The organism is Halorarius halobius (genome assembly GCF_024298865.1).
In the GTDB taxonomy this organism is placed as follows: domain Archaea; phylum Halobacteriota; class Halobacteria; order Halobacteriales; family Haloarculaceae; genus Halorarius; species Halorarius halobius.
Genome location: NZ_CP101161.1, coordinates 2,279,490 through 2,303,000, shown reverse-complemented (window position 1 = coordinate 2,303,000; position 23,511 = coordinate 2,279,490). Strand labels below are relative to the sequence as shown.

29 protein-coding genes and 1 tRNA gene are annotated in these 23,511 nt (G+C 68.2%); 13 read left to right on the top strand and 17 right to left on the bottom strand.

Annotated elements, in window-relative coordinates; translation table 11 throughout:
* Positions 1-119: 119 nt before the first annotated feature.
* Positions 120-362 (bottom strand): helix-turn-helix domain-containing protein, encoded by a 243-nt coding sequence (locus NL112_RS12215; RefSeq protein ID WP_255149114.1) that lies wholly within the window; start codon positions 360-362, stop codon positions 120-122.
* Positions 363-531: 169 nt separating this feature from the next.
* Here NL112_RS12215 and NL112_RS12210 point away from each other — a divergent pair, with 169 nt between their 5' ends.
* Both NL112_RS12210 and NL112_RS12205 read left to right on the top strand, forming a co-directional pair.
* Positions 532-681: a hypothetical protein gene (locus NL112_RS12210; protein ID WP_255149113.1), complete on the top strand. Its 150-nt coding sequence runs from the start codon at positions 532-534 to the stop codon at positions 679-681.
* Between the two features lie 182 nt (positions 682-863).
* Entirely contained in the window at positions 864-1,055 is a 192-nt protein-coding gene (locus tag NL112_RS12205) for a hypothetical protein (RefSeq protein WP_255149112.1), read from the top strand.
* 73 nt (positions 1,056-1,128) lie between these two features.
* Here the strand turns inward: NL112_RS12205 and NL112_RS12200 are convergent, their stop codons facing one another.
* Positions 1,129-1,455 (bottom strand): HalOD1 output domain-containing protein, encoded by a 327-nt coding sequence (locus NL112_RS12200; RefSeq protein WP_255149111.1) that lies wholly within the window; start codon positions 1,453-1,455, stop codon positions 1,129-1,131.
* 136 nt (positions 1,456-1,591) lie between these two features.
* On the opposite strand from NL112_RS12200, the gene NL112_RS12195 reads away from it, so the two are divergent.
* Positions 1,592-2,356: a PGF-CTERM sorting domain-containing protein gene (locus tag NL112_RS12195; RefSeq protein WP_255149110.1), complete on the top strand. Its 765-nt coding sequence runs from the start codon at positions 1,592-1,594 to the stop codon at positions 2,354-2,356.
* A 458-nt stretch (positions 2,357-2,814) separates the two neighbouring features.
* On the opposite strand, the gene NL112_RS12190 is transcribed toward NL112_RS12195, so the two are convergent.
* The 4 genes from NL112_RS12190 to NL112_RS12175 form a co-directional block, all read right to left on the bottom strand.
* A tRNA-Val gene (locus NL112_RS12190) sits at positions 2,815-2,889 on the bottom strand.
* Between the two features lie 35 nt (positions 2,890-2,924).
* Entirely contained in the window at positions 2,925-3,188 is a 264-nt protein-coding gene (locus NL112_RS12185) for a DUF7553 family protein (RefSeq protein WP_255149109.1), read from the bottom strand.
* Positions 3,189-3,462: 274 nt separating this feature from the next.
* Entirely contained in the window at positions 3,463-4,002 is a 540-nt protein-coding gene (locus tag NL112_RS12180) for a cob(I)yrinic acid a,c-diamide adenosyltransferase (RefSeq protein ID WP_255149108.1), read from the bottom strand.
* A gap of 79 nt (positions 4,003-4,081) precedes the next feature.
* Positions 4,082-5,236, bottom strand: coding sequence for a thiolase family protein (locus tag NL112_RS12175; protein WP_255149107.1), 1,155 nt, complete (start codon positions 5,234-5,236; stop codon positions 4,082-4,084).
* A gap of 215 nt (positions 5,237-5,451) precedes the next feature.
* Between NL112_RS12175 and NL112_RS12170 the strand changes: the two genes are divergently transcribed.
* Positions 5,452-5,634, top strand: coding sequence for a DUF7838 family putative zinc beta-ribbon protein (locus tag NL112_RS12170; protein ID WP_255149106.1), 183 nt, complete (start codon positions 5,452-5,454; stop codon positions 5,632-5,634).
* Positions 5,635-6,169: 535 nt separating this feature from the next.
* Here NL112_RS12170 and gcvPB read toward each other — a convergent pair.
* Together gcvPB and gcvPA are read right to left on the bottom strand one after the other, a co-directional pair.
* The gene (gene gcvPB / locus NL112_RS12165) at positions 6,170-7,588 is read right to left on the bottom strand and encodes an aminomethyl-transferring glycine dehydrogenase subunit GcvPB (RefSeq protein WP_255149105.1); all 1,419 of its coding nucleotides are present in this window, start codon (positions 7,586-7,588) and stop codon (positions 6,170-6,172) included.
* Positions 7,585-8,913, bottom strand: coding sequence for an aminomethyl-transferring glycine dehydrogenase subunit GcvPA (gcvPA, locus tag NL112_RS12160; protein ID WP_255149104.1), 1,329 nt, complete (start codon positions 8,911-8,913; stop codon positions 7,585-7,587). The genes gcvPB and gcvPA overlap by 4 nt, the downstream gene beginning before the upstream one ends.
* Positions 8,914-9,093: 180 nt before the next feature.
* On the opposite strand from gcvPA, the gene NL112_RS12155 reads away from it, so the two are divergent.
* Positions 9,094-10,581, top strand: coding sequence for a receiver/sensor box histidine kinase (locus NL112_RS12155; RefSeq protein ID WP_255149103.1), 1,488 nt, complete (start codon positions 9,094-9,096; stop codon positions 10,579-10,581).
* 86 nt (positions 10,582-10,667) lie between these two features.
* Here the strand turns inward: NL112_RS12155 and gcvH are convergent, their stop codons facing one another.
* The 6 genes from gcvH to NL112_RS12125 form a co-directional block, all read right to left on the bottom strand.
* On the bottom strand, positions 10,668-11,051 hold the full coding sequence (gene gcvH / locus NL112_RS12150) for a glycine cleavage system protein GcvH (protein WP_255149102.1): 384 nt from the start codon (positions 11,049-11,051) through the stop codon (positions 10,668-10,670).
* Entirely contained in the window at positions 11,048-12,148 is a 1,101-nt protein-coding gene (gcvT, locus tag NL112_RS12145) for a glycine cleavage system aminomethyltransferase GcvT (protein WP_255149101.1), read from the bottom strand. Before gcvT ends, gcvH begins: the two co-directional genes overlap by 4 nt.
* A 32-nt stretch (positions 12,149-12,180) precedes the next feature.
* Entirely contained in the window at positions 12,181-12,912 is a 732-nt protein-coding gene (locus NL112_RS12140) for a DICT sensory domain-containing protein (RefSeq protein WP_255149100.1), read from the bottom strand.
* A gap of 6 nt (positions 12,913-12,918) precedes the next feature.
* Positions 12,919-13,314 (bottom strand): DUF7344 domain-containing protein, encoded by a 396-nt coding sequence (locus tag NL112_RS12135; RefSeq protein WP_255149099.1) that lies wholly within the window; start codon positions 13,312-13,314, stop codon positions 12,919-12,921.
* 71 nt (positions 13,315-13,385) lie between these two features.
* Positions 13,386-13,571, bottom strand: coding sequence for a hypothetical protein (locus tag NL112_RS12130; RefSeq protein WP_255149098.1), 186 nt, complete (start codon positions 13,569-13,571; stop codon positions 13,386-13,388).
* Between the two features lie 43 nt (positions 13,572-13,614).
* A complete protein-coding gene (locus NL112_RS12125) occupies positions 13,615-15,390 on the bottom strand; it encodes a cation:proton antiporter (protein ID WP_255149097.1) in 1,776 nt (591 codons plus the stop codon).
* A gap of 116 nt (positions 15,391-15,506) precedes the next feature.
* Between NL112_RS12125 and NL112_RS12120 the strand changes: the two genes are divergently transcribed.
* The 6 genes from NL112_RS12120 (at position 15,507) to NL112_RS12095 (ending at position 20,578) form a co-directional block, all read left to right on the top strand.
* The gene (locus NL112_RS12120) at positions 15,507-15,956 is read left to right on the top strand and encodes an NYN domain-containing protein (protein WP_255149096.1); all 450 of its coding nucleotides are present in this window, start codon (positions 15,507-15,509) and stop codon (positions 15,954-15,956) included.
* 37 nt (positions 15,957-15,993) lie between these two features.
* Positions 15,994-16,827 carry a TatD family hydrolase gene (locus NL112_RS12115; protein ID WP_255149095.1) on the top strand — a complete coding sequence of 278 codons (834 nt, stop codon included), beginning with the start codon at positions 15,994-15,996 and terminating at the stop codon, positions 16,825-16,827.
* 66 nt (positions 16,828-16,893) lie between these two features.
* A complete protein-coding gene (locus NL112_RS12110) occupies positions 16,894-17,238 on the top strand; it encodes a hypothetical protein (RefSeq protein ID WP_255149094.1) in 345 nt (114 codons plus the stop codon).
* Between the two features lie 29 nt (positions 17,239-17,267).
* Complete coding sequence (locus NL112_RS12105) at positions 17,268-18,473, top strand: molybdopterin molybdotransferase MoeA (RefSeq protein ID WP_255149093.1); 1,206 nt, start codon at positions 17,268-17,270, stop codon at positions 18,471-18,473.
* Complete coding sequence (locus tag NL112_RS12100) at positions 18,463-20,343, top strand: molybdopterin biosynthesis protein (protein ID WP_255149092.1); 1,881 nt, start codon at positions 18,463-18,465, stop codon at positions 20,341-20,343. Before NL112_RS12105 ends, NL112_RS12100 begins: the two co-directional genes overlap by 11 nt.
* 25 nt (positions 20,344-20,368) lie before the next feature.
* A complete protein-coding gene (locus tag NL112_RS12095) occupies positions 20,369-20,578 on the top strand; it encodes a hypothetical protein (protein WP_255149091.1) in 210 nt (69 codons plus the stop codon).
* On the opposite strand, the gene NL112_RS12090 is transcribed toward NL112_RS12095, so the two are convergent.
* The 3 genes from NL112_RS12090 to NL112_RS12080 all read right to left on the bottom strand — a co-directional run bounded on the left by NL112_RS12090 (position 20,575) and on the right by NL112_RS12080 (position 22,199).
* Positions 20,575-21,204 carry an HAD family hydrolase gene (locus NL112_RS12090; protein WP_255149090.1) on the bottom strand — a complete coding sequence of 210 codons (630 nt, stop codon included), beginning with the start codon at positions 21,202-21,204 and terminating at the stop codon, positions 20,575-20,577. The genes NL112_RS12095 and NL112_RS12090 overlap by 4 nt on opposite strands.
* A 159-nt stretch (positions 21,205-21,363) precedes the next feature.
* Entirely contained in the window at positions 21,364-21,945 is a 582-nt protein-coding gene (locus NL112_RS12085; RefSeq protein ID WP_255149089.1) for a DsrE/DsrF/DrsH-like family protein, read from the bottom strand.
* Positions 21,942-22,199 carry a sulfurtransferase TusA family protein gene (locus tag NL112_RS12080; RefSeq protein WP_255149088.1) on the bottom strand — a complete coding sequence of 86 codons (258 nt, stop codon included), beginning with the start codon at positions 22,197-22,199 and terminating at the stop codon, positions 21,942-21,944. Before NL112_RS12080 ends, NL112_RS12085 begins: the two co-directional genes overlap by 4 nt.
* Positions 22,200-22,451: 252 nt before the next feature.
* Here NL112_RS12080 and NL112_RS12075 point away from each other — a divergent pair, with 252 nt between their 5' ends.
* A complete protein-coding gene (locus tag NL112_RS12075; RefSeq protein WP_255152605.1) occupies positions 22,452-22,919 on the top strand; it encodes a YeeE/YedE family protein in 468 nt (155 codons plus the stop codon).
* Complete coding sequence (locus NL112_RS12070; protein WP_255149087.1) at positions 22,916-23,377, top strand: DUF6691 family protein; 462 nt, start codon at positions 22,916-22,918, stop codon at positions 23,375-23,377. The genes NL112_RS12075 and NL112_RS12070 overlap by 4 nt, the downstream gene beginning before the upstream one ends.
* Positions 23,378-23,511 lie beyond the last annotated feature (134 nt).

Sequence of the window (23,511 nt, the reverse complement as noted above, 5' to 3'; positions counted from 1 at the left end):
CATCAGGGTTCTGAGCAGAACTATAATTGGTCTATTTCCTTACCTATTGGCAATTGGGTAAACTTTGTGTTATAATATCGCAACGGTTCTCGTTACCAACATTACCATTCCAGTCCTCGCTACTCAGAAGCCGGCTTCCAGAAGACAACGGCCCGCGCCCCGACCTTCTTCCGGCGCAGGTCACCACGCTCGACCAACTCGTCCAACTTGTTCAGGGCCGTCCTGCGGGCCACCTCAAGCGTCTCAGCGACTTCCGTGGTCGTTCTGGGTTCGTGGTCGGAAAACACCGCTAACACGTCCTCCGGGCGGACCTGCTCGGCGTAGCGCCCTCCCTCCGTCCGCTCGCGGTCGTCTTCATCCATACGCGCACCTTCTCGCCGCAGACGAATAACCGTTGCCTTCGAAGGCACCCGGCAACTATATTACCTCTGCCTTCGTAGGCAAAGGTGAGAAGTTCGGGTCCCTCGGGGCGTTCGAAAGCGTCCGGGTGGTGGCACACCCGGAGCCGGCTTCTCGGATAGGAGAAAGCCAATGCAATCCAACACCGACGAACGCAAAAAGTGTGCCGTTGCCGAACCGGAGGCCGACAAACTCCGGGCTGACGGCGGCTGTGAGTGCGACAAAGGCGACTTCCCCTGCTTCGACTGCTTCCGGTCGGGCCGGCGGGACCTCCCCGAGTAGACCCCCGCCCCGGCGTGGGGCGGCGTCCGGGGGAAAACGGGCGGCCACCTTCTCGCACCACAAGGCCCCGTACACGTTCTCGGCTTCGTTACATCTCCCGGGCATAAGCATCGTGGAGGCCCACTTCAATCCCATCGACCATGAACGCACGTATCTATGCGTCGGAGGGGCATACGTGCAGTATGAGCACGGATAGTGAACCAGTGACGAAAGAGGAGTTGCGAACGGCTCTTGACGAACTCATTCTTGTCGCCTACGAGAATGGGGTGGACGTAGACAACGGTGGATACGCACTGCGCCACGAGGACCCGGAACTCCCTGACTGGGAAGTTGTCGTCACAAAGACAACAAAACAGGGTACCCCAGACAACTAAACCCTCTATATCGAGCCTCCGGTAGCCGGGACTCCCGACGAAACGATGAGCGCCTACCTACCGGAAGACGGCACTACGGAGCGGGGTCCGCCGGCTGTGGCTGGATAACTATGTCGTTTGGCCCGGCGACGACGACGCGGTCACCCTCATACGAGAAGGAGACGGTTGGATGCGACTCGGTGGTGGCATCGAAATCAGCCCGGTACAGTGCCTCCAGCGCATCAGGGTCGATTACCTCATACAGCGGCGTGGACAGGTCCGTCCGGTCCACCCCCCGATGAGATGCAATCGCCTCGACAACTGCATCAGGAACCCTATCCATATATTCAGTCACTACCTCCACCTCCGCCGCCTGTCTGAAAAAGTCTTGGCCTCCCAGCGCGTTATTCCCCAACGGCATCAGGCAACCGTTCGTAGCAAGTTCGATTGATAGACGTTCTGTATCGAGCCTCGGCGATAAGCAGCAAAAACCGGCAGAAGGCACTGGTTCTGGTAAGGAGAGGATTTATTTGAACGTCCTATCATGTCCAAGCCGGATGAACTGGAAGCCGGTAGTCGTCTGTGTACTGGTGCTGACGACGGCTCCGATGGTGGTGGGGGCCAGCGAGGACGAAATAGCAGAAAACTGTGACTACACAGGATACAACGTAGAGGAACAAGAGCAGAACTACGAGGCAGATGCAGTCGGGGTCGGAGGGGCAATCAACTCCCCGGGAGATAGCGATGCGATTCCGTTCATCGCGGAGGACGGCGATTACTTCGCTATCACCTTCTTCGGTGACAATATTGGGGACAACGAACGGGAGATGGTCATCGACATCGGTGTCGGCCCCTCGGCAACCGAGTTAGTCAACATGCGGTCGGTCCCCGGGCGTTCGGGGGCGTACACGATTCCCGACCTGACGAGAAACGCATCGTTCAAGGTGTATTCCGAAAGCGACGACCAACTGTGTATCACCATTTACGAAGGCGGGCCGTTCCAGGGGGAGTATAACTGGTCGTACACGATAAGCGAAAACAACGAACACCAGTGGTATCCCGCGGAGGCAGAGGCGACACCGACGCCAACGCTGACCGACACCCCACAGCCGACGGAGACACCACAAGCGACAGATACGCCCGCAGAGACGCGGACCGAAACCACGGCCCCCACCTCGGAGCCGGAGGAGACGACAGGCGAGACCGCACAACCCGACCCAGAAGATGAGACCCCAAGCGACGGGTCCGGCCCGGGGGTCGGTGTCCTCGGTGCCGTCATCGCATTACTGCTGGTCGCGGGGGGCATCCGCCACCGCTCGTAACGATACAACGTCCACCCCGTGGTCGTCGTCCGAAGCCTGTATATCAGGACTCGGTCGGCCGACTCCCAGCCCCGGGAGGTAACCGACAAGCGGCCTTACGCGCCTACGAATCCGGCAGAAATCTTCGAGTCGGGTAACGTCCCACGAAGGCCCGCCGGGAAAGTAGTGTCAAAACCGGCCCTGACTGGAAGCCGAGAGGTGCGAGAACGCGAGCGTCCCCTCCACCGTCCGACGACCCGCCCGCGAACGCGACAGGCTGACTTCGGGCGCGGCGCTTCTCGCCGTGTTGGGCGGCTGACAGCGGAGTAATACTTATGTATTCACCCGTCTCCTTCACGAAACACGCACACGGCGCGACCCCCAATCCGCCGACTTGACGGGTCCACCGACGGTGAAACCAGGTGTGGTTAAATACGCACCACTCCCGTCTGTGGGTTCACGCGAACGAAGTGAGCGAGTGGGTCGGGGCGGATTTGAACCGCCGGCTTCCTCCGTGTGAAGGAGGTGTCATAACCGGACTAGACCACCGACCCGGCGAGCAATCGTACCGCAGGCCGACGCTTAAGGGCTACGCTTCCCGCCGCACCCGGTACTCCCCGAGTCGCTCGCGGGCCGTTGCGATGGCCTCCCGTCCTTCGCCTTCCGCGCGTTGCTGTAGCTCCAGCAGGTCTGCCCGCAGTTCCTCGATGCGGCCGGGGTCGGGGGGCTGTTCGCGCCCCGCCAGTTCTCGGAGCCGGCGCTCCACCGCCCCGAGTTCCTCCGCGAGGCCCGCCTTCGCCGTCTCGCCGGCACGCTTCAGGTAGTACGTCGTATCTTCGAAATGCTTGTTCATGGTTCCGATACGACTACGCCGACAGAAAATAAAGCTATTGCGGCGACAACCTGACGATTCGTGTTCTGATATCCATACGCCGAATCAGGCAGTCGCCTTTCGGCCGAGCTAAACATAGCAAGATTTAACCCGGTTTAGGCAAACCTAAAACCACGGTCGCGTGCTGGCCATCCCCGGCCCTTCCGTGGTCCCGATGAGCGGGGTCGGGGCGCCGTCGCACGTCGGCCGCGTGGGCATCCCGTCCGGTCTGTCCCGACCGGCCTTTTCGTGTGGCTCAGTCGTACTCGGGTGCGTCCTCGGTGACGCCCTCGCGCTGGTTCACCACGCGCGCGAGCGTGAACAGCGCGTCCGACAGCCGGTTGAGGTAGGTGACGACCGCCTCGTTTATCGGGTTGTCCGCGGCCAGCGCGACGGTGCGGCGCTCGGCGCGCCGGCAGATGGCCCGTGCCTGGTGGAGCTTCGCACCCACCTCGCTACCGCCGGGGAGGATGAAGTGGTCGAGCGGGTCGAGTTCGTCGTCGAACCCGTCCATCATCGCCTCCAGTTGCTCGACGTGTTTCTCGCGGACGTGGGGAGTGTCCTCGTCGTCGGCGTCGGGCGTCGCCAGTTCCGCCTGCACGACGTGGAGGTGGTTCTGGATGCGACGGAGCTGTTCGTCGACGTCGTCGTACCCCGAGGGGCGGAGCACGCCGACGGCGCAGTTCACCTCGTCGACGGTGCCGTACGCTTCGATTCGGGGGCTCGTCTTCGACACGCGCGACATGTCTCGGAGGTCGGTCATCCCCTCGTCGCCGCGGCCGGTGTATATCTTCATACCACACACTCGTGCCGGGCGGTCTTATAGTCGGTCCCCGAGACGTTCGCCCGGGGGCCGACTCGACGCGAACGGTGGGTTACTCGACGCGCTCGATGATGGTCGCCACGCCCTGTCCGAAGCCGATGCACATCGTACAGAGCCCGTACTGGCCGTCACACTCCTCGAGCTGGTAGGGGAGCTTGCCGAGCAGACCCGCACCGGTCGCACCCAGCGGGTGACCGTGCGCGATGGCGCCGCCCCAGACGTTCGTCTTCTCCCAGTCGGCACCCGTCTCCTCGAGCCACGCCGTGATGACGGAGGCGAACGCCTCGTTCACCTCGAACCGGTCGATGTCGTCGACGGTCATGTCGTTCTGTTCCAGGATCTCGTTCGTCGCCGGAATCGGTCCCGTCAGCATCGTCACCGGGTCGACGCCGACGACGTGGGTATCGACGATGCGGGCCATCGGTTCCCAGCCGTGCTCCTCGCAGGCCTCGCCCGAGGCGACGAGCGTCGCGGCGGAGCCGTCGACGATGCCCGAGGAGTTGCCGGCGTGGATGACGCCGTCGTCGGGGGCGCGGAACGCCAGCGGTAGCTGTGACAGCGTCTCCTTGTCCGTGCCCGGCCGCGGGTGTTCGTCCTCCTCGACGACGACGCTCTCGCCGTCCAGTTCCGTCTCGACCGGCACGACCTGGTCGTCGTACTTGCCTGCGTCGGCGGCCTCGCCCCATCGCGACTGCGAGTCGGCGGCGATGGAGTCGACGTCGTCCCGGGAGAACCCCCACTGCTCGGCGATGCGCTCTGCGCCCTCGCCCTGCGTGGTCAACTCGTCGAAATGTTCGAAGTACGTGTCCGTGATGGAGTTGCCGGCCGACCCCATCGGGACGCGGCTCATGTGCTCGACGCCGCCCGCGACGATGACGTCGTGCATCCCGCCGCGAATCTGGCCGGCCGCGAAGTTGATTGCCTGCTGGCCGGAGCCGCACATCCGGTCGAGTTGGACGCCCGGCACGTCGTCGCCCCAGCCGGCGACCATCGGCGCGAGCCGGCCGATGTTGTTCGCCTGCTCGTCGCTCGGCGTCACACAGCCGTAGATGACGTCCTCGATGTCCTCGCTCCCCTCGAACCCGTTGCGCTCCTCGAGCGCCAGCAAGGGTTCGGCCGCGAGGTCCTGCGGGTGCGTGTCGGTAAACGAGCCGCCCTCCTTGCCGAACGGCGTGCGAACGGCGTCGACGATGTACGCGTCCTGCATGGTGTGTGACGGATTAGCGAGCGCCACCTTTTGCCTTCCGGTTGCCATGACCGGCCGGTTTACGTGGGGGGCCGTGACCGGCCGGAACTCCGCGTCCGATTCAGTATCGTAAGATGTAGTTTATCATCGCCAGTTCCAGCGAGCGCCCGGTCGTCGGGGCTCGTCTCCCGGGCCGAACCAGTAAGTTGAACCACGGCCAGGCGGTACCCCGAGCCATGAGCATGGAACTCGACCACTACTGTCCGAACTGCGACGACACGAAGACGTTCTATCGGTCGGCCTCGACGACGATGCATCTCGGGACGAAGGTGAAGTGGCACTGCCCGGACTGCGAGTACGGGTTCGTCCGCATCGACGGCGACGTCGACACCGGCGCCGCCGTCGACACGAGCGCGTAACGCCACCTGAGCCCCCGCGGTCGCGGACCGGCATTCCGACCTGCACCGACCCGACCGTGCGACCTCTGTGTCGTACGGTGCTTCCCCATCTGGGGAGCGACGACTCCTACCGGGCCGCTCGCACCTGCTCTGTCACCCGAGTGGGCCGCTCGTTCTTCCCGGGGCCGCTACGTTCCAACGTCCCCGCGCACCCGACTTTGCCACCGTTCTCTGCACTCCGTACGGCCGTCTGCGCTTGCCACCTCTACCTCCACCTCACCCCCGGTGTGATATTCAGCCCGCGCTCGCTCGCGCCCCTGCGCGCGAATCTTCCGCCACGCCACACGATACCCGCCCCCCCGTCACGACACACGGGGACCCGGACCCGCGTACCCCGCCACTCTGAGTCCGATACCACCCAGACACGGCTTCGGCCCCCGTCCTCGACGCCATCTATAAATCACATACTGCGATAGCAAATTCGCCGGTGAGCGAACGGACGCGACACAGCACCGTACGGATATAGACGGGCGAGCGTGTCGAAAACGGCGATTCGCTACTCGTCCCCGAGCGCCTGCCAGGAGAGCCGTGGGTTGCGGGCGGCCGACGCCTGGTCGATGCGGCGCGCGGCGGTCCGTTCGGGAGCGGCTTCGAGCGTCTCGGTGTCATCACGGCGTGCGGCGTTGAACGCCGCCGCCAGTTGGTCGAGCGTGCGCTTGCTCTCCACCTCGGTCGGCTCGGTCATCAGCGCCTCCGGTACGATTTCGGGCCACTTCGTCGTCGGCGGATGCACCCCGTAATCGAGCATCCGTTTGGCCACGTCGGCGGCGTCCTGCTCGCCCGCGCTGGCGACGAACTCGTGGTGGAACGGGCCGAACGGCACCTCGTACTCCACCTGCTCGGCGAGGTAGTTGGCGTTGAGGACGGCCTTCGCGCTGGCGTCTTCCAGCCCCGAGTCGCCCAGCCGCGCGATGTAGGCGTGGGCCTTCAGCAGCACGAGCCAGTTGCCGTAGTGGCCGTGGACCTTGCCGATGGACCGCTCGGGCGTGTAGAACTGGTATCCCTCCGGAGTCTTCTCGACGTGCGGGTCCGGCAGGAACTCGCGGAGGTCCGCGACGACGCCGACCGGCCCTGCGCCCGGTCCGCCGCCGCCGTGGGGCGTGGCGAACGTCTTGTGGACGTTGTAGTGCATGATGTCGAACCCCATGTCGCCGGGTCGAGCGCGCCCGAGCAGTGCGTTGAGGTTCGCGCCGTCGTAGTAGAGCAGGCCGCCCACGTCGTGGACCATCTCGGCTATCTCGCCGATGTCGCGCTCGAACAGGCCGAGCGTGTTCGGGTTCGTCAACATCAGGGCGGCCGTCTCCTCGGTCAGCGCCGCCTCCAGCGCCTCCAGGTCGACCCGCCCGTCGTCGTTCGAGGGGAGCGACACCACGTCGTAGCCCGCCATCGCGGCGGTGGCGAAGTTCGTGCCGTGCGCGGAGTCGGGGATGACGACCTCGCTACGGGCGTCGCCGTTCGCCTCGTGGTACGCACGCGCGATGTGGATACCCGTGAACTCGCCCGCCGCGCCGGCAGGCGGCTGGAGCGTCACCGCGTCCATCCCGCCGATGTCGCCGAGATACTCCTGGAGTTCGTACATCACCTGCAGGGTACCCTGGGCGGTGGACTCGGGCCGGTCGGGATGGATGCCGGCCTTCGGGTGGGCCGCGAGGTCCTCCGTGAACTTCGGGTTGTACTTCATCGTGCACGACCCGAGCGGGAACGGACCGCTCTCGACGCCGTAGTTCATCTCCGACAGCCGGGTGTAGTGCCGGGCGACCTCCGGCTCGGAGACGTCCGGCAGTTCGAGCGTGTCCCGCGTCAACTCGTCGGGCAGGTCCGACTCCACCTCCACTTCGCGGTTCCCCTTCTCCGACAGCAGGGGTTCGTAGCGGTCGTCCGAGCCGTCGGTCCAGCGGGCCTGGTCGAACTTCATCGGGCCACCTCCGCGACGGCCTCGACGAACCCGTCCAGTTCCGGCTCGGTCGTCTCGGTCACGCACACCTGGAGTTCGTGCTCGCCGACGACGTGGACGGCGTACCCCTCCGCGAGGAGGTCGTCGGCCACCGCCGCGGCCGGCTGGTCGGTGTGGGCGACGAACTCGCGGAAGTGGTGGCGGTCGTGGACCGGCGCCCGCATCCCGACGACGTCGTCGAGGCGGTCGGCCGTCTCGTCGGCCAGTCGGACGCAGTCGTTCGCCACCTCGACCAGTCCGTCCGGGCCGAGCAACGCGGCGTGCATCGCCGTCCGGAGCGCGACCCACGCCTGGTTCGAGCAGATGTTCGAGGTGGCCCGCTCCCGACGGATGTGCTGTTCGCGCGTCTGGAGCGTCAGGGTGTACGCGCGGCGACCCGCGGCGTCCTCGCCGGCGCCGACCAGTCGGCCGGGCACCTGCCGGAGGAACGCCTCGCGGCACGCGAACAGGCCGCTCCCGAACCCGTAGGCGCTCCCGGTGCCGAGCGCGCCCGCGTCGCCGACGACGACGTCCGCGCCGACGCTGGCCGGTTCCTCCAGCAGGGACAGCGCCACGGCGTCGGTGCCGAGGACGAACAGCGCGTCGTGGTCGTCGGCTATGGCGCCGATGTCGCCGAGTCGTTCCTCGATGGTGCCCCGGACGGTCGGGTTCTCGGCGTACACCATCACCACCTCGTCGTCGACGCGCTCGGCCAGCGCCTCGACGTCGGCGTTGGCGTCGGCCGTCGGGTACGACTCGACGGTGAGGTCGGTGCCGGCGACGTAGTTCTCGAGGACGCCCCGGCGGCCCTCGCGGAGCAGTTCCGGGACGAGCACGCGCGTGCCCGAGGTGTCTCGCACCCGGTCGGCCAGCGTCGCCGCCTCCCCCAGCGCGGTGGCGGCGTCGTACATCGAGCAGTTCGCCACCGGCAAGCCGGTCAACTCGACCAGCATCGACTGGTACTCGAACAGCGCCTGCAGGAACCCCTGTGCGACTTCGGGCTGGTACTGTGTGTACGAGGTGAGGAACTCCGAGCGGTCCGCGAGGTGGTCGACCGCCGAGGGGACGTAGTGGTCGTACGTGCCGCGGCCGAGCAGTTCCACGAGGTCGGCGTTGCGGTCGAGCGTCGCCCCGACGTCGGTGCGGACGCGCCGTTCCGAGCGCGCGTCGATGCCGTACGCACCGTCGAACCGGACTGGCTCCGGAATGTCGAAGAGGGCCTCCTCGCTGTCGGCGCCGACCGCGTCGAGCATCGACGCCGTCTCGGCGGCCGTGTGCGGCGTGAATGGACTGCCGTCGTCTGTCATGTGTAGGAAGGACGTGCGGCAATCTTGCGACGAGAGGGCCTTGAGTCCCCCGGTTCGACTACACGAATCTGGGCTTGCGGACCGGGTAGCGTGGGCCAAGTGTACACGGACATGGATTCTTCAGCCTCGAGCGAGCGAACAAAACCAACGGTTATACGGGAGACACCCGCAACCCCGTCCATGGACCGGTTGACGCCACAACGAGTCGCCGCCGTGGGGTCGATGCTCGGGGTGGGCGCCGTCGGGGTGGCGCTCGTGGTTCTGGGTGGGGGCCATTACGTCAGTTACGGCCGGACGACCATGCCGACGGTCGCCGTCGCCGCCGGCGTCCTACTGCTGTTTTGCGGGAGCTATCTCCTCGGGAGCGACGTGTCGCGCGGCAACTACCCGTACGTCGCCGCCGGCACCGGGGGTGGGGCGCTGGCGTTCGGCGGCGGCGCCGCGCTACTGTTCGCCGCGAGCGGGGGCGTCACGTTCCGGGAGGAGGGGGCACTGCTGGGTGCGCTCGCGGGCGTCGGGGCCGTCGCCGGCTTCGCCGTCGGCCTCCAGACGGCGAGGGTGCGCGACGCCGAGTCCCGGGCCGACCACGCCGCGACCATCGCGGAGCGACTCTCGGAGGAACGGGGACGGTTCGCCGTCCTCAACGAGACGACCCGGAGCCTGCTGGACGCCGCCGACCGGGAGACGGTCGCCAGCCGCCTCGTCGAGGACGGCCGCGTCGGCATCCCCGGACCGTTCGCGGGCGTGTGGCTCCACGAACCCGACCGCGACCGCCTGGTCCCCTCGGCGACCACTTCGACGGCCGTCGACTGGGAGCCGCAGCAACTGTGGCCGGACAGCGAGGCGATGGCCGTCTTCGAGGCGGGCGCCCCGACGACCCTCGAGGGCGACGAGTTTCCCGACCTGGGCGTGCTGTACGCCCTGCCGCTGGGCGAGCACGGTCTGCTCGTCGTCGGCGCCTCACAGGGGTTCGACGAGAAGGCCCGCGACATCGCGGAAGTGTACGCCCGGACCGCGGAGGCCGCGATGGACCGCATCGAGCGGGAACAGGAGCTACAGCGGCAGAACGAACGGCTCGAATCGTTCGCCAGCGTCGTCTCCCACGACCTCCGTAACCCGCTCAACGTCGTTCGCGGGCGCGCGCAACTCGTGAAACAGACCGGCGATATCGAGCACGTCGAGTCGATGTTCGAGTCGCTCGACCGCATGGAGACCATCATCCAGGACGTGCTCGCGCTGGCGCAGGGCGGCGACACCGACATCGACCCCGAGCCTATCGACCTCGTGGAACTGGTCGACGACGCCTGGGGCCAGGTCGACACCCGAGACGGGGACCTGGAGATGGGCTTTCTCCAGACGGTCGAGGCCGACCGGGACCGACTGGCCCGACTGTTCGAGAACCTGTTCCGCAACGCCGTCGAGCACGGCGGCGACGACGTGACCGTGACGGTGTCGATGCTGGAGGACGCCGACGGGTTCTACGTCGCCGACGACGGCCCCGGCATCCCCGTCGATGAGCGCGAGGAGGTGTTCGGCCAGGGGTACACCGGTGGGGACGGCACGGGCATCGGCCTCGCCATCGTGAAGCAGGTCGCGGACGCCCACGGCTGGACGGTCGAGGTAGCCGGGAGCGACGAGGGCGGCGCTCGCTTCGAGTTCAGGTTCTGACTGGGCGGCTCCGGACCGCACTGCTCGCGGCTCCACCGCTCGCTATCACGTGGCCTCCCTCCGGTCGGCCACGCTGGCCACGCCCCCTACGCAATCTGGTTCTCGTACTCCTCGGGCGACAGCAGGTCGTCGAACTCCGCGTCGTCCGCGGGGTCGAGTTCGAGCATCCAGCCGTCGCCGAACGGGTCCTCGTTGACGAGTTCCGGTTCGTCGACGAGCCGGTCGTTCGTCGCCGTCACGGTGCCGGAGACGGGGGCGTACAGGTCCGAGACGGCCTTGATGGACTCGACGACGCCGAACGCGGCCTCGCGCTCGAGTTCGTCGCCCTCGTCGGGCAGTTCGACGAACACCACGTCGCCGAGTTCGTCCTGTGCGAAGTCGCTGATGCCGACACGCACGGTGCCGTCGGTGTCGAGTGCCCACTCGTGCGATTCCAGGTAGCGCCGGTCTGTTGGAACGTCGAAGCTCATTGTCGTTCGTAGAAGGGGAGCGGTTGGACGCGCGCTTTCTTCTGCTGGCCGCGGACGACGACGCGCACCGTCGTCCCCGGGTCGGCGTACTCCGTCGGGAGATACCCCATCCCGATGGGCTGGTCGAGCGTCGGGCTCATCGTCCCCGACGTGACCTCGCCGATGACGCGGTTCTCCGTGTTGACGATGTCGTACCCGTGCCGGGGGACGCCCCGCTCGGTGAGCCGGAAGCCGACGAACGTCTCGTCGACGCCCTCCTCGTTCGCCTGCTCCAGAGCGTCCCGGCCGACGAACTCCGTGTCGAGTTTGACGACGAAGTCGATGCCCGCCTCGTACGGGTTCCGGGGGTTCGACTCGTGGTCGAAGTCCTGGCCCGACAGCAGGAATCCGGCCTCGATACGGAGCGTGTCGCGGGCACCCAGCCCGCAGGGCGTCGCCTCGGGGACGAACGCCTCCCAGACGGTCGCCGCCTCGTCCCAGGGGACGAGCAGTTCGACGCCGTCCTCGCCGGTGTAGCCGGTGCGCGCGACGAGCGTCTTCACGCCCGCGAACTCGGCGTGGCGCGCCGAGAACCGCGACAGCGAGTTCAGGTCCGTGTCGGCCACGTCGCTTGCCAGCCCCACCGCCTCGGGCCCCTGGAGCGCGAACATCGCGTACTCGTCGGTGGCGTTCTCGACGACGGCCTCGAGGTCGTTGTCGTCGCGGTAGTCGATCCACCGCTCGTGCATCCAGTCGTCGTGGCCGGCGTTGGGGACGAACAGGTAGTCGGCGTCGGCGTCCTCGGGGAGCCGGTAGACGACGGTGTCGTCGAGCATCGCGCCCGACTCGTCGGTGATGGCGCTGTACTGCGCTTCGCCGGGGTCGAGCGCGCCCGCGTCGTTGGTCGTCAGCCGGTTCATCAGGCGCTCGGCGTCCGGACCCGACACCTCTATCTCGCCCATGTGGGAGACGTCGAAGATGCCCGCGCCGGTCCGGACGGCCTCGTGTTCGGCCCGGATGGAGTCGAACTCGACGGGCATGTCCCACCCGCCGAACTCAGTGAACTTCGCCCCGCGCTCGGCGTGCGCCTCGCGCAGCGGCGGCTTCCGAAGGGCCATACCGACGCCTCCGCCCCCGGGGAGTAAAGCCCTTAGGTTCCCGACCGGGTCATCGCCCCGCGTATCTCGCGGACGATGGCGGCCACCCGGTCGGGGTCGTACGTCCAGAACCCGTAGAACTCGCCGGGAGACCGCTCCTCGGCCAGCAGTGCACAGCTGTCGAGGCGGTCGGTCCCCTCGAAGACGACGAACCACGTCCGCGCGATGTCGGGGTCGTCGCTGGGGTGGACGGCGACGGTCTCCATCGGCGGCGGCTCCCAGTCGGGTTCGCCGAACACGTGGACATCCAGCCCGGGCTTCGTTGCGAGCCGGCGGTAGACGCCGACCTGGTCGCGCATCGCAGAGAACGACTGGAACCCCGTGTAGAGGCGGCCGCGGCCGACCCGCCACGCGCGGTCCTCTATCTCCCGTGAGGTGGCGAGCATCTGCCGGCGGTCCAGCGACGTGTACGCCACGTCGTCGAGCAGTTCCAGCAACCGCTCCATCGCGACGCTGTCCAGGCGCCACTCGACCGGCCCGTCGAGGCCGCCGGAGCCGTCATCGGAGCGAGAGCGAACCGGCGCGAGCCCCACCGACCCGACGAACGCCCCGTCGCGGGAGACGACGACGAACGCCTCGTCGTCGACCGCCGGCAGGCGAGTGTACTCGACGGTGACGTTTCGCGCCCCGAACCGGTCCGCGATGCCCGGGAGTTCGGCCGGCGCACACACCCGCAGGTGGGTCGGCGTCGCCTCGGCCGCGGCGATGACGTCACGGAGCGACACGCGGCATCACGGCTCGCCGTCGGCGGTCGCCAGCCACTCCTCGGTGACGCCGGGTTCGAGGTCGAACGCTTCGTCGAGTAGCCGCGCCAGCGGCTCGGAGAGCGGCGCGAGCCGTACCCGTTCGGCGTCGGCGTCGAACGTCACCATCGATGAATCCGCCAGCCGCGGGACGTGGACGTGATACAGGCGTGCGTACAGCCGGTCCCGGTGCTCCGTCGTCGGCTCCCGGTCGTCGCGGACGGCACGCCACCCGGTCAACACGTCCGCGAGCGTGTCGAGCGTCGCGGTCTCGTGTTCCCGGAGGAAGTAGAGGAGTAGTCGGCGAGTCTCGTCGGCGAGCGCATCGAAGGTCGCGTCGATGTCACCCCGTTCGTGCGCGCCCGGTCCGGTGTCCGAGGACATAGTGCCACACTAATACGACACCTCGGACCATAATTGTACGGTTCGTGCTACCGTCACACACGGGACGGTCGTTACGACTCGAACGGCTCCTCGTCGCGGTGGTTGTCCTTGTTCTCCTGGTCGACGGCCTCACGGTGTTTCTGGTCCTCGGCCTCGGGCTCCTGCAGGTCGTCGTCGAGCGCCTCCTCGCGGGCCTCCTCGGCCTCGTGGGTGTCCTGTTCGTCGTCGGCCTCGTCGAGGTCGGGGTCGTCGCTCATGGCACCACGTGTGTTCACACGAGCGCGGCAAAAAGTTGGGGGGCTACGCGCCCTCGGCGTCCTCCTCGCCCGGCAGGTCGAACTCGGGGTCGAGGTCGAGGTCCGCGTCGGCCACGCGCTGGCGCCAGAACTCCTCGTACCCCTCGCGCTCGCCGCGGACCGTCGACTCCCCCGACGACACCTCGTCGAGCTTGAAGTTCACCTCGCGGATGAGCGCGTCGCCCACGTCGTCGCCGACGATGCCGCGCCGTTCGGCGTCCATGATGGCGCTTTTCTCCTCCTGGAGGATGCGGCGCTCGCTGGCGAGCAACTGCTCGTTTCGCAGTTCCGGCTGTTTCCCGAGCAGGGAGGCGATGGCCTCGTTGAGGTCCTCCTTCTCGCGGCGGTACTCCGCGGTGAACTCGTCGTACACCTCCGCGGGAATCTCGCCGCCCTCCTTGAGCCGTTCGGCCGTGTCGAGCGCGGAGTCGACCGCGCGGGCACGCCCGACGAGGAGTTCGTACAGCTCCTCGGCCTCCGACCGGGTGACGACCCCCAGCCTGTCGAGCAGGTTCCCCATCGTCAGCCCCTGAACGACCAGCGAGAAGGCGGCGACGCCGAACACCATCGCCTTCAGTTCGGCCGTGGGGAACGTCGGTGGGAGCGCGGCCGCGTCCAACCCGAGCGCGAGCGCGATGGGGATGGAGCCGTGGAGCCCACCCCACACCAGGACGTGCTGGTAGGTGCGCGGCACCTCGTGGGCGACGCCGCGGTTTATCAGTTCGGTGATTGGGTAGACGACCAGCGCCCGCGCGGCCAGCACCAGCGGGATGGCGATGAGGATGAGGTGGGCGTTGGCCGCCAGGTCCGTCACCGGGGTCGCAACGCCAATCATCACGAAGATGAACGTGTTGACGAGGAACGCGGCCGTCTCGAGGCTGTTGAAGATGCTCACCTTCGTCTGCGGGCTCATCGCGTACTCGGCGCCGCGGTTGCCGATGAACAGGCCGGCGACGACGGTGGCGATGACCCCGGAGACGTGGAAGCCGAGCAGGACCGGGAGGTAGTGTTCCGCAAGCAGGAAGGCGCCGTACGCGAGGATGAACGTGAGGACGATTTCGGTCATGTGGTCGTCGAGGTTGACCATCACGCTGTAGACGGCATAGCCCGCGACGAACCCGACGACGACCCCTCCGACCGACGACAGCAGTATCTCGACGGTGATGGTCCCGAGTTCGGCCGGGTCGAGCAGGTCGGCGGCGGGCGTGTCCGCCTCGACCAGCGCGATGAACGTCGAGAACAGCACGACTCCGACGCCGTCGTTGATGAGCGACTCGCCCTCGACGAGCACCGAGAGCCGTTCGGGCGCGCCCAGTTCCTCGAACAGCGCGAGCACGCTCACCGGGTCCGTCGGGAGCACCATCGCCGCGAACAGAAGCGCCGTCAGGAGCGGGAAGCCGAACGCCCGCGCGCCCACGATTCCCAGCAGGACGACGGAGACGATGAGCCCCACGACGGCGAGCGCGAGGATTGGCCAGAGGTTGCGCCGGAGGCGTTCGAGGTCGGTCGTCGCCGCCCCCTCGAACAGCAGGGGCGGAAGCAGGACGAGGAAGATGAGGTCGTGGGTCAGTCGGATGTCGATGAGCCGACCGCCCGCGTCGGTCGTGACGCCGACGATGGAGACGGCAAAGCCCGCCAAAAGCAGTGCGATGGTGTACGGGAACCGCCCCACCTTGGCGACGAAGATACCGACGGCCGCGGCGATGATGAACACCGGTAGCACCTCGACGAGCACCTGCTCGGTGCCGCTCGCGGCGGCTACCAGCGCGGTCGGGTCCATACCGGGCGGACTCACGAACGGGAGAAAAAACCCACCGACGCGGCGAGTGAACGCGCGGAACGCCGGGACTCCAGCACTACCGCCACCGCTATCCCGGTGGCGCCACAACCGGACGTATGAGCGGACTTCTCGCGGGACTTCGAAACGGGGAAAGCGAGTCGCGCGTCGGGGTGTACGTCGACGGGCCGAACGTGTTCCGCGAGGAGTTCGACGTGGACCTGGACGACATCCGCGAGGCGGCCGCGTCGGAGGGTAATCTCGCCGTGAAGCGGCTGTATCTCGACGACGGCGCGCCGCCGGAACTCATCCGGGCCGCCGAGGCCCGGGGGTTCGAGGTCGTGGTGACCAGCGGCGACGTGGACGTGAAACTCGCCGTGGACGTCACCGAAGCGGTCGTCGACGACACGGTCGACACGCTCGTGGTCGTCTCGCGGGACACCGACTTCAAGCCGGCCCTGGAGGTGGCGAACCGGCGGGGGGTCCGCACCGTCGCGCTCGCGCCCGGCGAACACGGCCGGTCGGACGCGCTCCGCAACGCCGCACAGGCCGACCTCACCCTGGAGTAGGCCCCAGGGTTTTACCCCCCGCTCCGGTACTGGAGGTATGCACCCGGTTCTCGACGACCATCTCCATCTCGACCCGGTGAACGGTCGCGGCGCCGACGCCGCCGCCGAGTTCGCGCGCGCCGGCGGCACGCATCTGCTCGTGTTGAACAAACCCTCATGGTCGCTCGTCGGCGACGTGGACGACGAGGCGGGGTTCCGCGAGACGTTCGACATCACCGTCGAGGTGACCGAGGCCGCCGACGACCACCTCGACGGCCGGGCGTGGCCCGTCCTCGGCGTCCATCCCGCCCTGATATCGAAACTCGTCGAGCGGGGCTACACCCCCGAGGAGGCCCGCGACCTGATGCAACGGGGCCTCGACGTGGCCGGCGAGTTCGTCGCCGACGGGCCGGCGCTGGCCATCAAATCCGGGCGGCCACACTACGACGTGGACGACGACGTCTGGGCGGCGTCGAACGCGGTGATGCGACACGCGTTCGAGGTGGGCGCGGAAGTGGGCTGTGCCGTCCAACTCCACACCGAGGGCGGCGACGACTTCTCGCAGGTCGCCGAGTGGGCCGAGGACGCCGGCCTCCCCCGCGAGCAGGTGGTGAAACACTACGCCGACGGGCCCGTCGAGGGACCGATTCCGAGCGTCATCGCGCGCAAGGAGTCGCTCACGGCGGCGGTCGATGCCGGCGTGCCGTTCATGATGGAGACGGACTTCATCGACGACCCCGACCGCCCGGGCGCGGTGCTCGGTCCCAAGACGGTCCCCCGGCGCGTCGAGTGGCTCCGAGAGGCGGGCCACGACGAGGCGCTGTACCGCGCACACGTCGAGACGCCGGCCCGCGTGTACGGCATCGACACCGAGGCGACGCTGGACGAGTGACCGGCGCGGGTGCGACGGCTGCTGTGCCCCAGAAGGCCTTTACCGGGGTAGTCGAAACCGACGCGTATGTCACGCCCGGACCCCGTTGTGGACCCCGACTCCGACCGCGGGGGGGTGGAGGCGGTCGACGCCGACGCCGTCGCGCTCCCCGGCGAACATATGGAGTTCCGCAACGACGGCGCCACCGCCACCGAACTGACTGTCGTGCGCCGCCGGGGCGGCCGACGGCACCGCGACAGACTCGGACTGGCCCCCGGCGACACCATCAGCCTCCCCGTGCCCCTCGGGTCGGGGGCGGTCACCGTCGAGGTCCACGCGACGGACACGATGGCGACGACGGCGTTCACCCCGAGCGAGCGGCCGCCGCTGTTCGCCTACGACGACGGCGCACTGCTCGTCGCCCGCGACTGATTTTTCCCGCTCGCCGCTGAAGGGGAGATATGAAGGAATCGGGGTTCAAGGAGGTCACCCGCGTCGCCGCCGCCCGCGAGCGACTGCGCGAGGCCGTGGCGCCGGTCAAGTCGACCGACCGCCTCGACCTCGTGCGCGCCGACGGCCGTGTCCTCGCGGCGTCGGTCGACGCCGCCCGGGACGTCCCGCATTACGCCCGCGCCGCGATGGACGGCTACGCCGTCCACGCGGAGGACACGTTCGGCGCGTCGAGTCGCTCGCCCGCGGTCCTGCGGGAGAGCGAGGGCCGCGTCGGACCGAACGAGGCCGTCAGGGTCCACACGGGGAGCGAACTCCCCGAGGGCGCGGACGCCGTGGTGATGATAGAGGAAACAGATACGATAGCCGGCGAGGTCGAGGTGATGGACGCCGTCGCCGGCGGCGAGAACGTCGCACCCGAAGGGGAGGACGTGACCGAGGGACAACGGCTGTACGACCCCGGCCACCAGTTGCGCCCCTCTGACCTCGGCCTGCTGAAGTCGACGGGCGTCGAGCGCGTCGAGACGTACCGCCGGCCCGAGATAGCGGTCGTGCCGACGGGCGAGGAACTGGTGCAGGCGGACCCCGACCCCGGCGAGGTGGTCGAGACGAACGGGCTGACGGTGTCGGCGCTCGTCGAGCGGTGGGGCGGCGCCGCCACCTACCGGAACACCGTCACCGACGACGAGCACGCGCTCCGGGCGGCCATCCAGCGCGACCTGACGAAGGACGTCGTCGTCACGACCGGCGGCTCGTCGGTCGGCGACCGCGACCTCGTCCCCGAGGTGGTCGACGAACTCGGCGAGGTGCTGGTCCACGGCGTCGCCCTCAAGCCGGGCCACCCGTTCGGCTTCGGCGTCGTCGAGGAGACGCCCGTGCTCATGTTGCCGGGCTACCCCGTCGCCTGCATCGTCAACGCGGTGCAGTTCCTCCGGCCTGCCGTGAAGTGGACCGGTCGGTACCCCCTTCGCGACGTGCCGACGACCGAGGCACGACTCGACCGCAAGATACCGAGCGAACCGGGGGTGAAGACGTACGCCCGGGTGTCGCTCGACCGGTCGGGCGAGGCGCCGACGGCGACGCCGACGCGCGCCTCGGGGTCGGGCGTGCTGTCGAGCGTCGCGCTCGCGGACGGCTGGGTCGTCGTCCCCGAGGAGTCGGAGGGCATCGCCGAAGGGACCACCGTCGACGTGGAGGACTGGGAGCATGTCGCGTAAGGAGTTCCGCGACCTCGCGTCGCCGGAGCGAGCCCACGAGGTCGTCGACTCGCTGGACCTCGACCCCGGGACAGAGACGGTGCCGCTCGACGACGCGCGGGGCCGCGTGCTCGCGGAGCGGGTCGACGCCGCCCAGGACGTACCGGGGTTCGACCGCGCGAGCGTCGACGGCTACGCCGTCCGTGCGGAGGACACGTTCGGCGCGGACGAGGCCGACCCCGCCCGTCTCGAACTCGTGGGCCGGGTCGACGCCGGCGAGCGGCCCGAGGCCAGCGTCGGCTCCGGCGAGTGCATCGAGATTTCGACCGGCGCGGTCGTTCCGGAGGGCGCAGATGCGGTGGTGATGGTCGAGCGGACCGACACCGACGGCGAGGACGTGCTCGTCCGCACGTCGCTGGCGCCGGGCGACCGCATCATGTTCGCGGGCGCCGACATCGCCGCCGGCGAGCGGGCGCTCGGCCCCGGGACGGAACTCACCGCGCGCGAAATCGGCCTGCTGTCGGCGCTGGGCGTCGACGGCGTTCCCGTCCGCGGGACGCCGACGGTCGGCATCGTCTCGACGGGCGACGAACTCGTCCGCCCGGGCGAACCCCTGGATTCGGCGGCCGGCGAGATACACGACGTGAACAGCTACACCATCGCCGCCGGCGTCGAGGAGGCGGGTGGCGACCCGCGGCTGTACCCCCACGCCGGCGACGACATGGCCGAGATGGAGCGCGTGTTGCGGGAAGCGGCCGACGACTGTGACCTCGTGCTGTCGTCGGGGTCGACCTCCGCGAGCGCGGTCGACGTCATCTACCGGGTCATCGAGGAACGTGGCGACCTGCTGTTGCACGGCGTCGCCGTCAAGCCGGGGAAGCCAATGCTCGTCGGCACTCTGGGCGGGAGCGCGTACGTCGGCCTCCCCGGCTATCCGGTGTCGGCGTTGACCATCTTCCGGACGTTCGTCGCGCCCGCAATCCGACGGGCGGCGGGCCTGCCAGAGCCGCGGACCGCCACCGTCGAGGGGAAGATGGCCGTCGAGGAGCGGTACGCCGAGGGTCGCCACCGCTTCATGCCCGCCGGCCTCGTGGAGGACGGCGACGGCGACACGCTCGTCTACCCCGTCGACAAGGGGTCGGGCGCGACCACGTCGCTCGTGGAGGCGGACGGCGTCGTCGAGGTTCCCGCCGACACCGAGTATCTGGAGCGCGGCGAGACGGTCGCCGTCCAGTTGTTCTCGCCGGACGTGCGCGCCCCGGAACTGTTCGGCGTCGGCGAGGACGACCCCGCGCTCTCCCGACTGCTGGACGAGATACGGCGGCCTCGCTACCTCGGACTCGGCTCCCGGCAGGGGCTCCGACGGTTGCGGGACGGGGTGCCCGACGTGGCGGTGACGTGCGCGCCCGGCGACCCCGGAGTCGACGCCGAACGGCTGGGCGCGTGGACCCGCGAGTGGGGGCTAGTCGTCCCCGCGGGCAACCCCGAGGACGTGTCGGGGCTCGCGGACCTCGTGGACCGCGAGTTGCGGTTCGTCAACCGGACGACCGACTCGGGGTTGCGCACGTCGCTGGGCAACGCGGTGGCCGACCTCGCCGACGAGCGGGGCGTCGAGCGCCACGCGCTCGTCGACGCCATCGACGGGTTCGAGCGCGCGGTACGGGCCCACGAGTCGCCCGCCCGCCGGGTCCGGGACGGCACGGCGGACGCGGGGCTCGGCCTCCGGGCGACCGCCGACGCACTCGATATGGGGTTCGTCCCGGTCGGCGAGGAGGCCGTTCGGGTGCTCGCCAACCCCGACCGCGTCGGCAAGCCGGGCGTCGAACGCCTGCGGGAACTGCTCGAGGACGACGGCGCGGTCGACTCGCTTCCCGGCTACAGCAAAGAGTGAAAGCCGCGGGCGTCGTACCTCCGGTATGGCCTGCGACCACCCGCTCGACGCTGAGTATCTGTACCGGAGCGACGTGGAAGTGCTGGAGTTCGTCGACGACGACGGACCGATGTTGCGCGTCGCGTTCCCCTGCCCCGAATGTGGCCACGCACTGGAGGCGGACCTGGCGGTCGAGGAGGTGAGCGAGTCGCATCTCGAACTCCCGCTCGAAGACACCGAGGAGCAGTACGACTAGTCGCCGAACAGTTCGTCGAAGCTCTCGACCCGGTGGTCGCCGCGGACGCACATCCCGCGGCGCTCGTGGCCGTGTCGCTCGACGTGGACGCCGTCGAGGCCGGCGTTCCAGGCCGCGCCCACGTCCTGTGGCCCGTCGCCGGCGAGGACGCCCCGGCCGTCGGCCTCGATGCCCGCGAGCGCACGTTCGACCGGCTCGGGGTCGGGTTTCCAGCCCGTCTCCTCCGTACAGCAGACGACCGCGTCGAACCAATCGCGGATGCCGAGATGGTCGAGCACCGGGTCCGCGAGATACTGCTGGGAGTGGGTGACGAGACCCAGCGGGGTCTCGATGTCGGCGAATCGCGCGGCGTCGTCGTAGAGATACGTCGCCTCGGCGCGGGCTTCGGGGTCCTCCTCGGCGTGGAACGCGTCCCAGAACGCGTCGGGCTCGATGTTCCACCGTTCGAGCTGGTGGTTGCGGAACCCGCCGAGCCCGTGCCAGAGGATGTCCGCCTGCTCCTGGGAGAAGTCGTAGCCGATGCGGTCGCCCACGCGGTCGAACACGTCGTACGTGTACCAGTCCTCCACGTCGACGAGCGTCCCGTCCAGGTCGAGTAGCCAGTAGTCGTACTCGTCGGCGACCATCAGGACCGGACGGTAGGCGGCTGTCCGATAAGTGCCTTCCGGCGGCGTGCGGCTCGGTGTGATGTCGTCGTCACACGGGGCTCGGAGCGGGGGTAACGGATGTCGTCATCGCCGCACGGGCGACGGTTACGGCTCCGAGTGCAAGGGGTTTCCGGGTCGTCAGACCAAAAGCTGGACGTCGGCGTCGGCCATCCGCTGGAGAGCGGTGGCGGCACCGACGCCGACGGTGACGCCGTCGTAGAACTCGTCTTCGTCGTAGTCCATCAGGTCGATGGTCATCTGACAGGCCTGCATCTCGACGCCCATCTCCAGGGAGGTGTCGACGAGCTCCTCGATGGTGGCCGTCTCGTTGTCGTCGATGCGCTTCTCCATCATCGCAGTCGTGACCCGGTCCATCCCCGGGAGCGCCGCGATAGCGTTCGGGACGGGCATGTTGGGATTGCCGACGGAGCTGAGCTTCAGGTTCTTCGACCGCTCCTCGTGGAGGATGTCGAGCCCCCAGAACGTGTGGAACAGGGTGACGTCCCAGTCGAAGGCGGCGGCCGTAGACGCGAGTATGAGCGGCGGGTACGCCATGTCGAGCGTCCCCTTCGTGGCGATGATGACCATCGACTTCCCGTCGTCGGCGTCGTCGCTCTCGACGGCCGCGAGCCGCTCTTCCAGCTCCTCGACGCGCGCCTGCAGTTCGGCGGCGGACGCGGCCGTGGGCTCACCGCCCGCCTCGTCGGTGTCGGTGCTCATTCCTCGACCTGCACGTAGTGGACGTACACCGTCTCACCGTCCTCCTCGCGTTCGGTCTGGTCGGCAAGCGACACGCCGGGGGTGCCGCCCGCCCAGCCGTCGATGTCGCTCACGCTACCGGAGTCGGTCGCCAGCACCTCCAGCACGTCACCGGCCTCGAGGTCGTCGACCGCCTGCTTCGTCTTCACGACCGGCATCGGACAGGAGGCACCTTTCACGTCGAGCGTCTGCGTCGGTTCGGCTTCCAAACTCATTGTTGCTTACACCGTGCAATACTGGGTGCGGGGTTGATAACCCTATCGATTATTGTGCGACTCGCGATATACGACAATTGGATACAGTAGGTAACAGAGGTTTGAGCCACCAATAGCCGTTTGTCGACGAAATAGTGTTGTGCAAAGTGTGGTATTCTATGCAAACTCTTTTGAGCGTCTGGTGGATAGGGTCGCATGACTCATGAGAGACGACCTGCGGACGACGCGGTCGGGCGAGGTGGTCCGGCCGTGATGGAGGCGCTGTTCCCGAACGGCATCGCACGCTACCTCGTCGGGGGCCTGTTCATCGGCGCCGGGGTGGCGTTCATCTACCTGGCGACGGGCATCAAGGCGGGCGCGAGCACGTTCCTCGAGAGCACGCTCTCGTACGTGTCGAACCTCGGTCGGCTCAACCAGACCGACTACCTCGAGTCCCGCGACTGGCGGCTGGTGTTCACGCTCGGCATCGTCGGCGGCGCGGCCGTCTACGCGCTGTTCGTCCGTGGCGGGACCTGGACGACCGACGTTCAGCCGTGGCGGCTGTTCGTCGGCGGCATCCTCGTCGGCGTCGGCACCCGCCTGGGCAAGGGCTGTACCTCCGGGCACGGCGTCTGCGGGGTCGGGTCGGTGTCACGCACCTCCATCGTCAACGTGGCGACGTTCATGCTCGTCGCCATCGTCACCGCGCAGGTCGTCCAAGCACTGGGGGTGATGCCGTGAGCGACCGGAGCCTCGCGTTCTACGCGAGCATCCTCGTCGGCGGGCTGATATTCGGGTTTGGGCTCGGCTACAGCCACATGGCCCGCCCCGAGGTGGTCCTCAACTTCCTGCAGTTCGACGACCTCGGTCTGCTGTTCGTGATGGGCGGCGCCGCGGTCGTCAGCGGGGCGACGATGACGGTCGCCTCGCGGCTCTCCGACCGGCGCGCGCCCCTGACCGGCGCGTCGTACACGCGTCGACTCAAGGAACTCGACCGCAACGTCGTCGTCGGCGGGACGGTGTTCGGCGTCGGCTGGGGGCTGTCGGGCATCTGTCCCGGCGCCGCCTACGCCAGTCTCGGCGTCGGCAACTGGCCCATCCTCTGGGCCATCGGCGGGATGTTCATCGGCGCGTACCTCCAGGGTCGCTGGCGGTCGCGTCGCGCTGACGCCGGCACCGACGCGACGACCGCCGACTGACCGTCGACCGTCCGTTCCTTCTTCGACGTCCACCGTCGAGCGGCGCAACTCCGCCAGTTCGCGGAGGCTCGCGCGCGCTACCGTGATCGTCTCAACCGGATTCCCCACCCTTCGACGCTCGTAGCCATCCATAA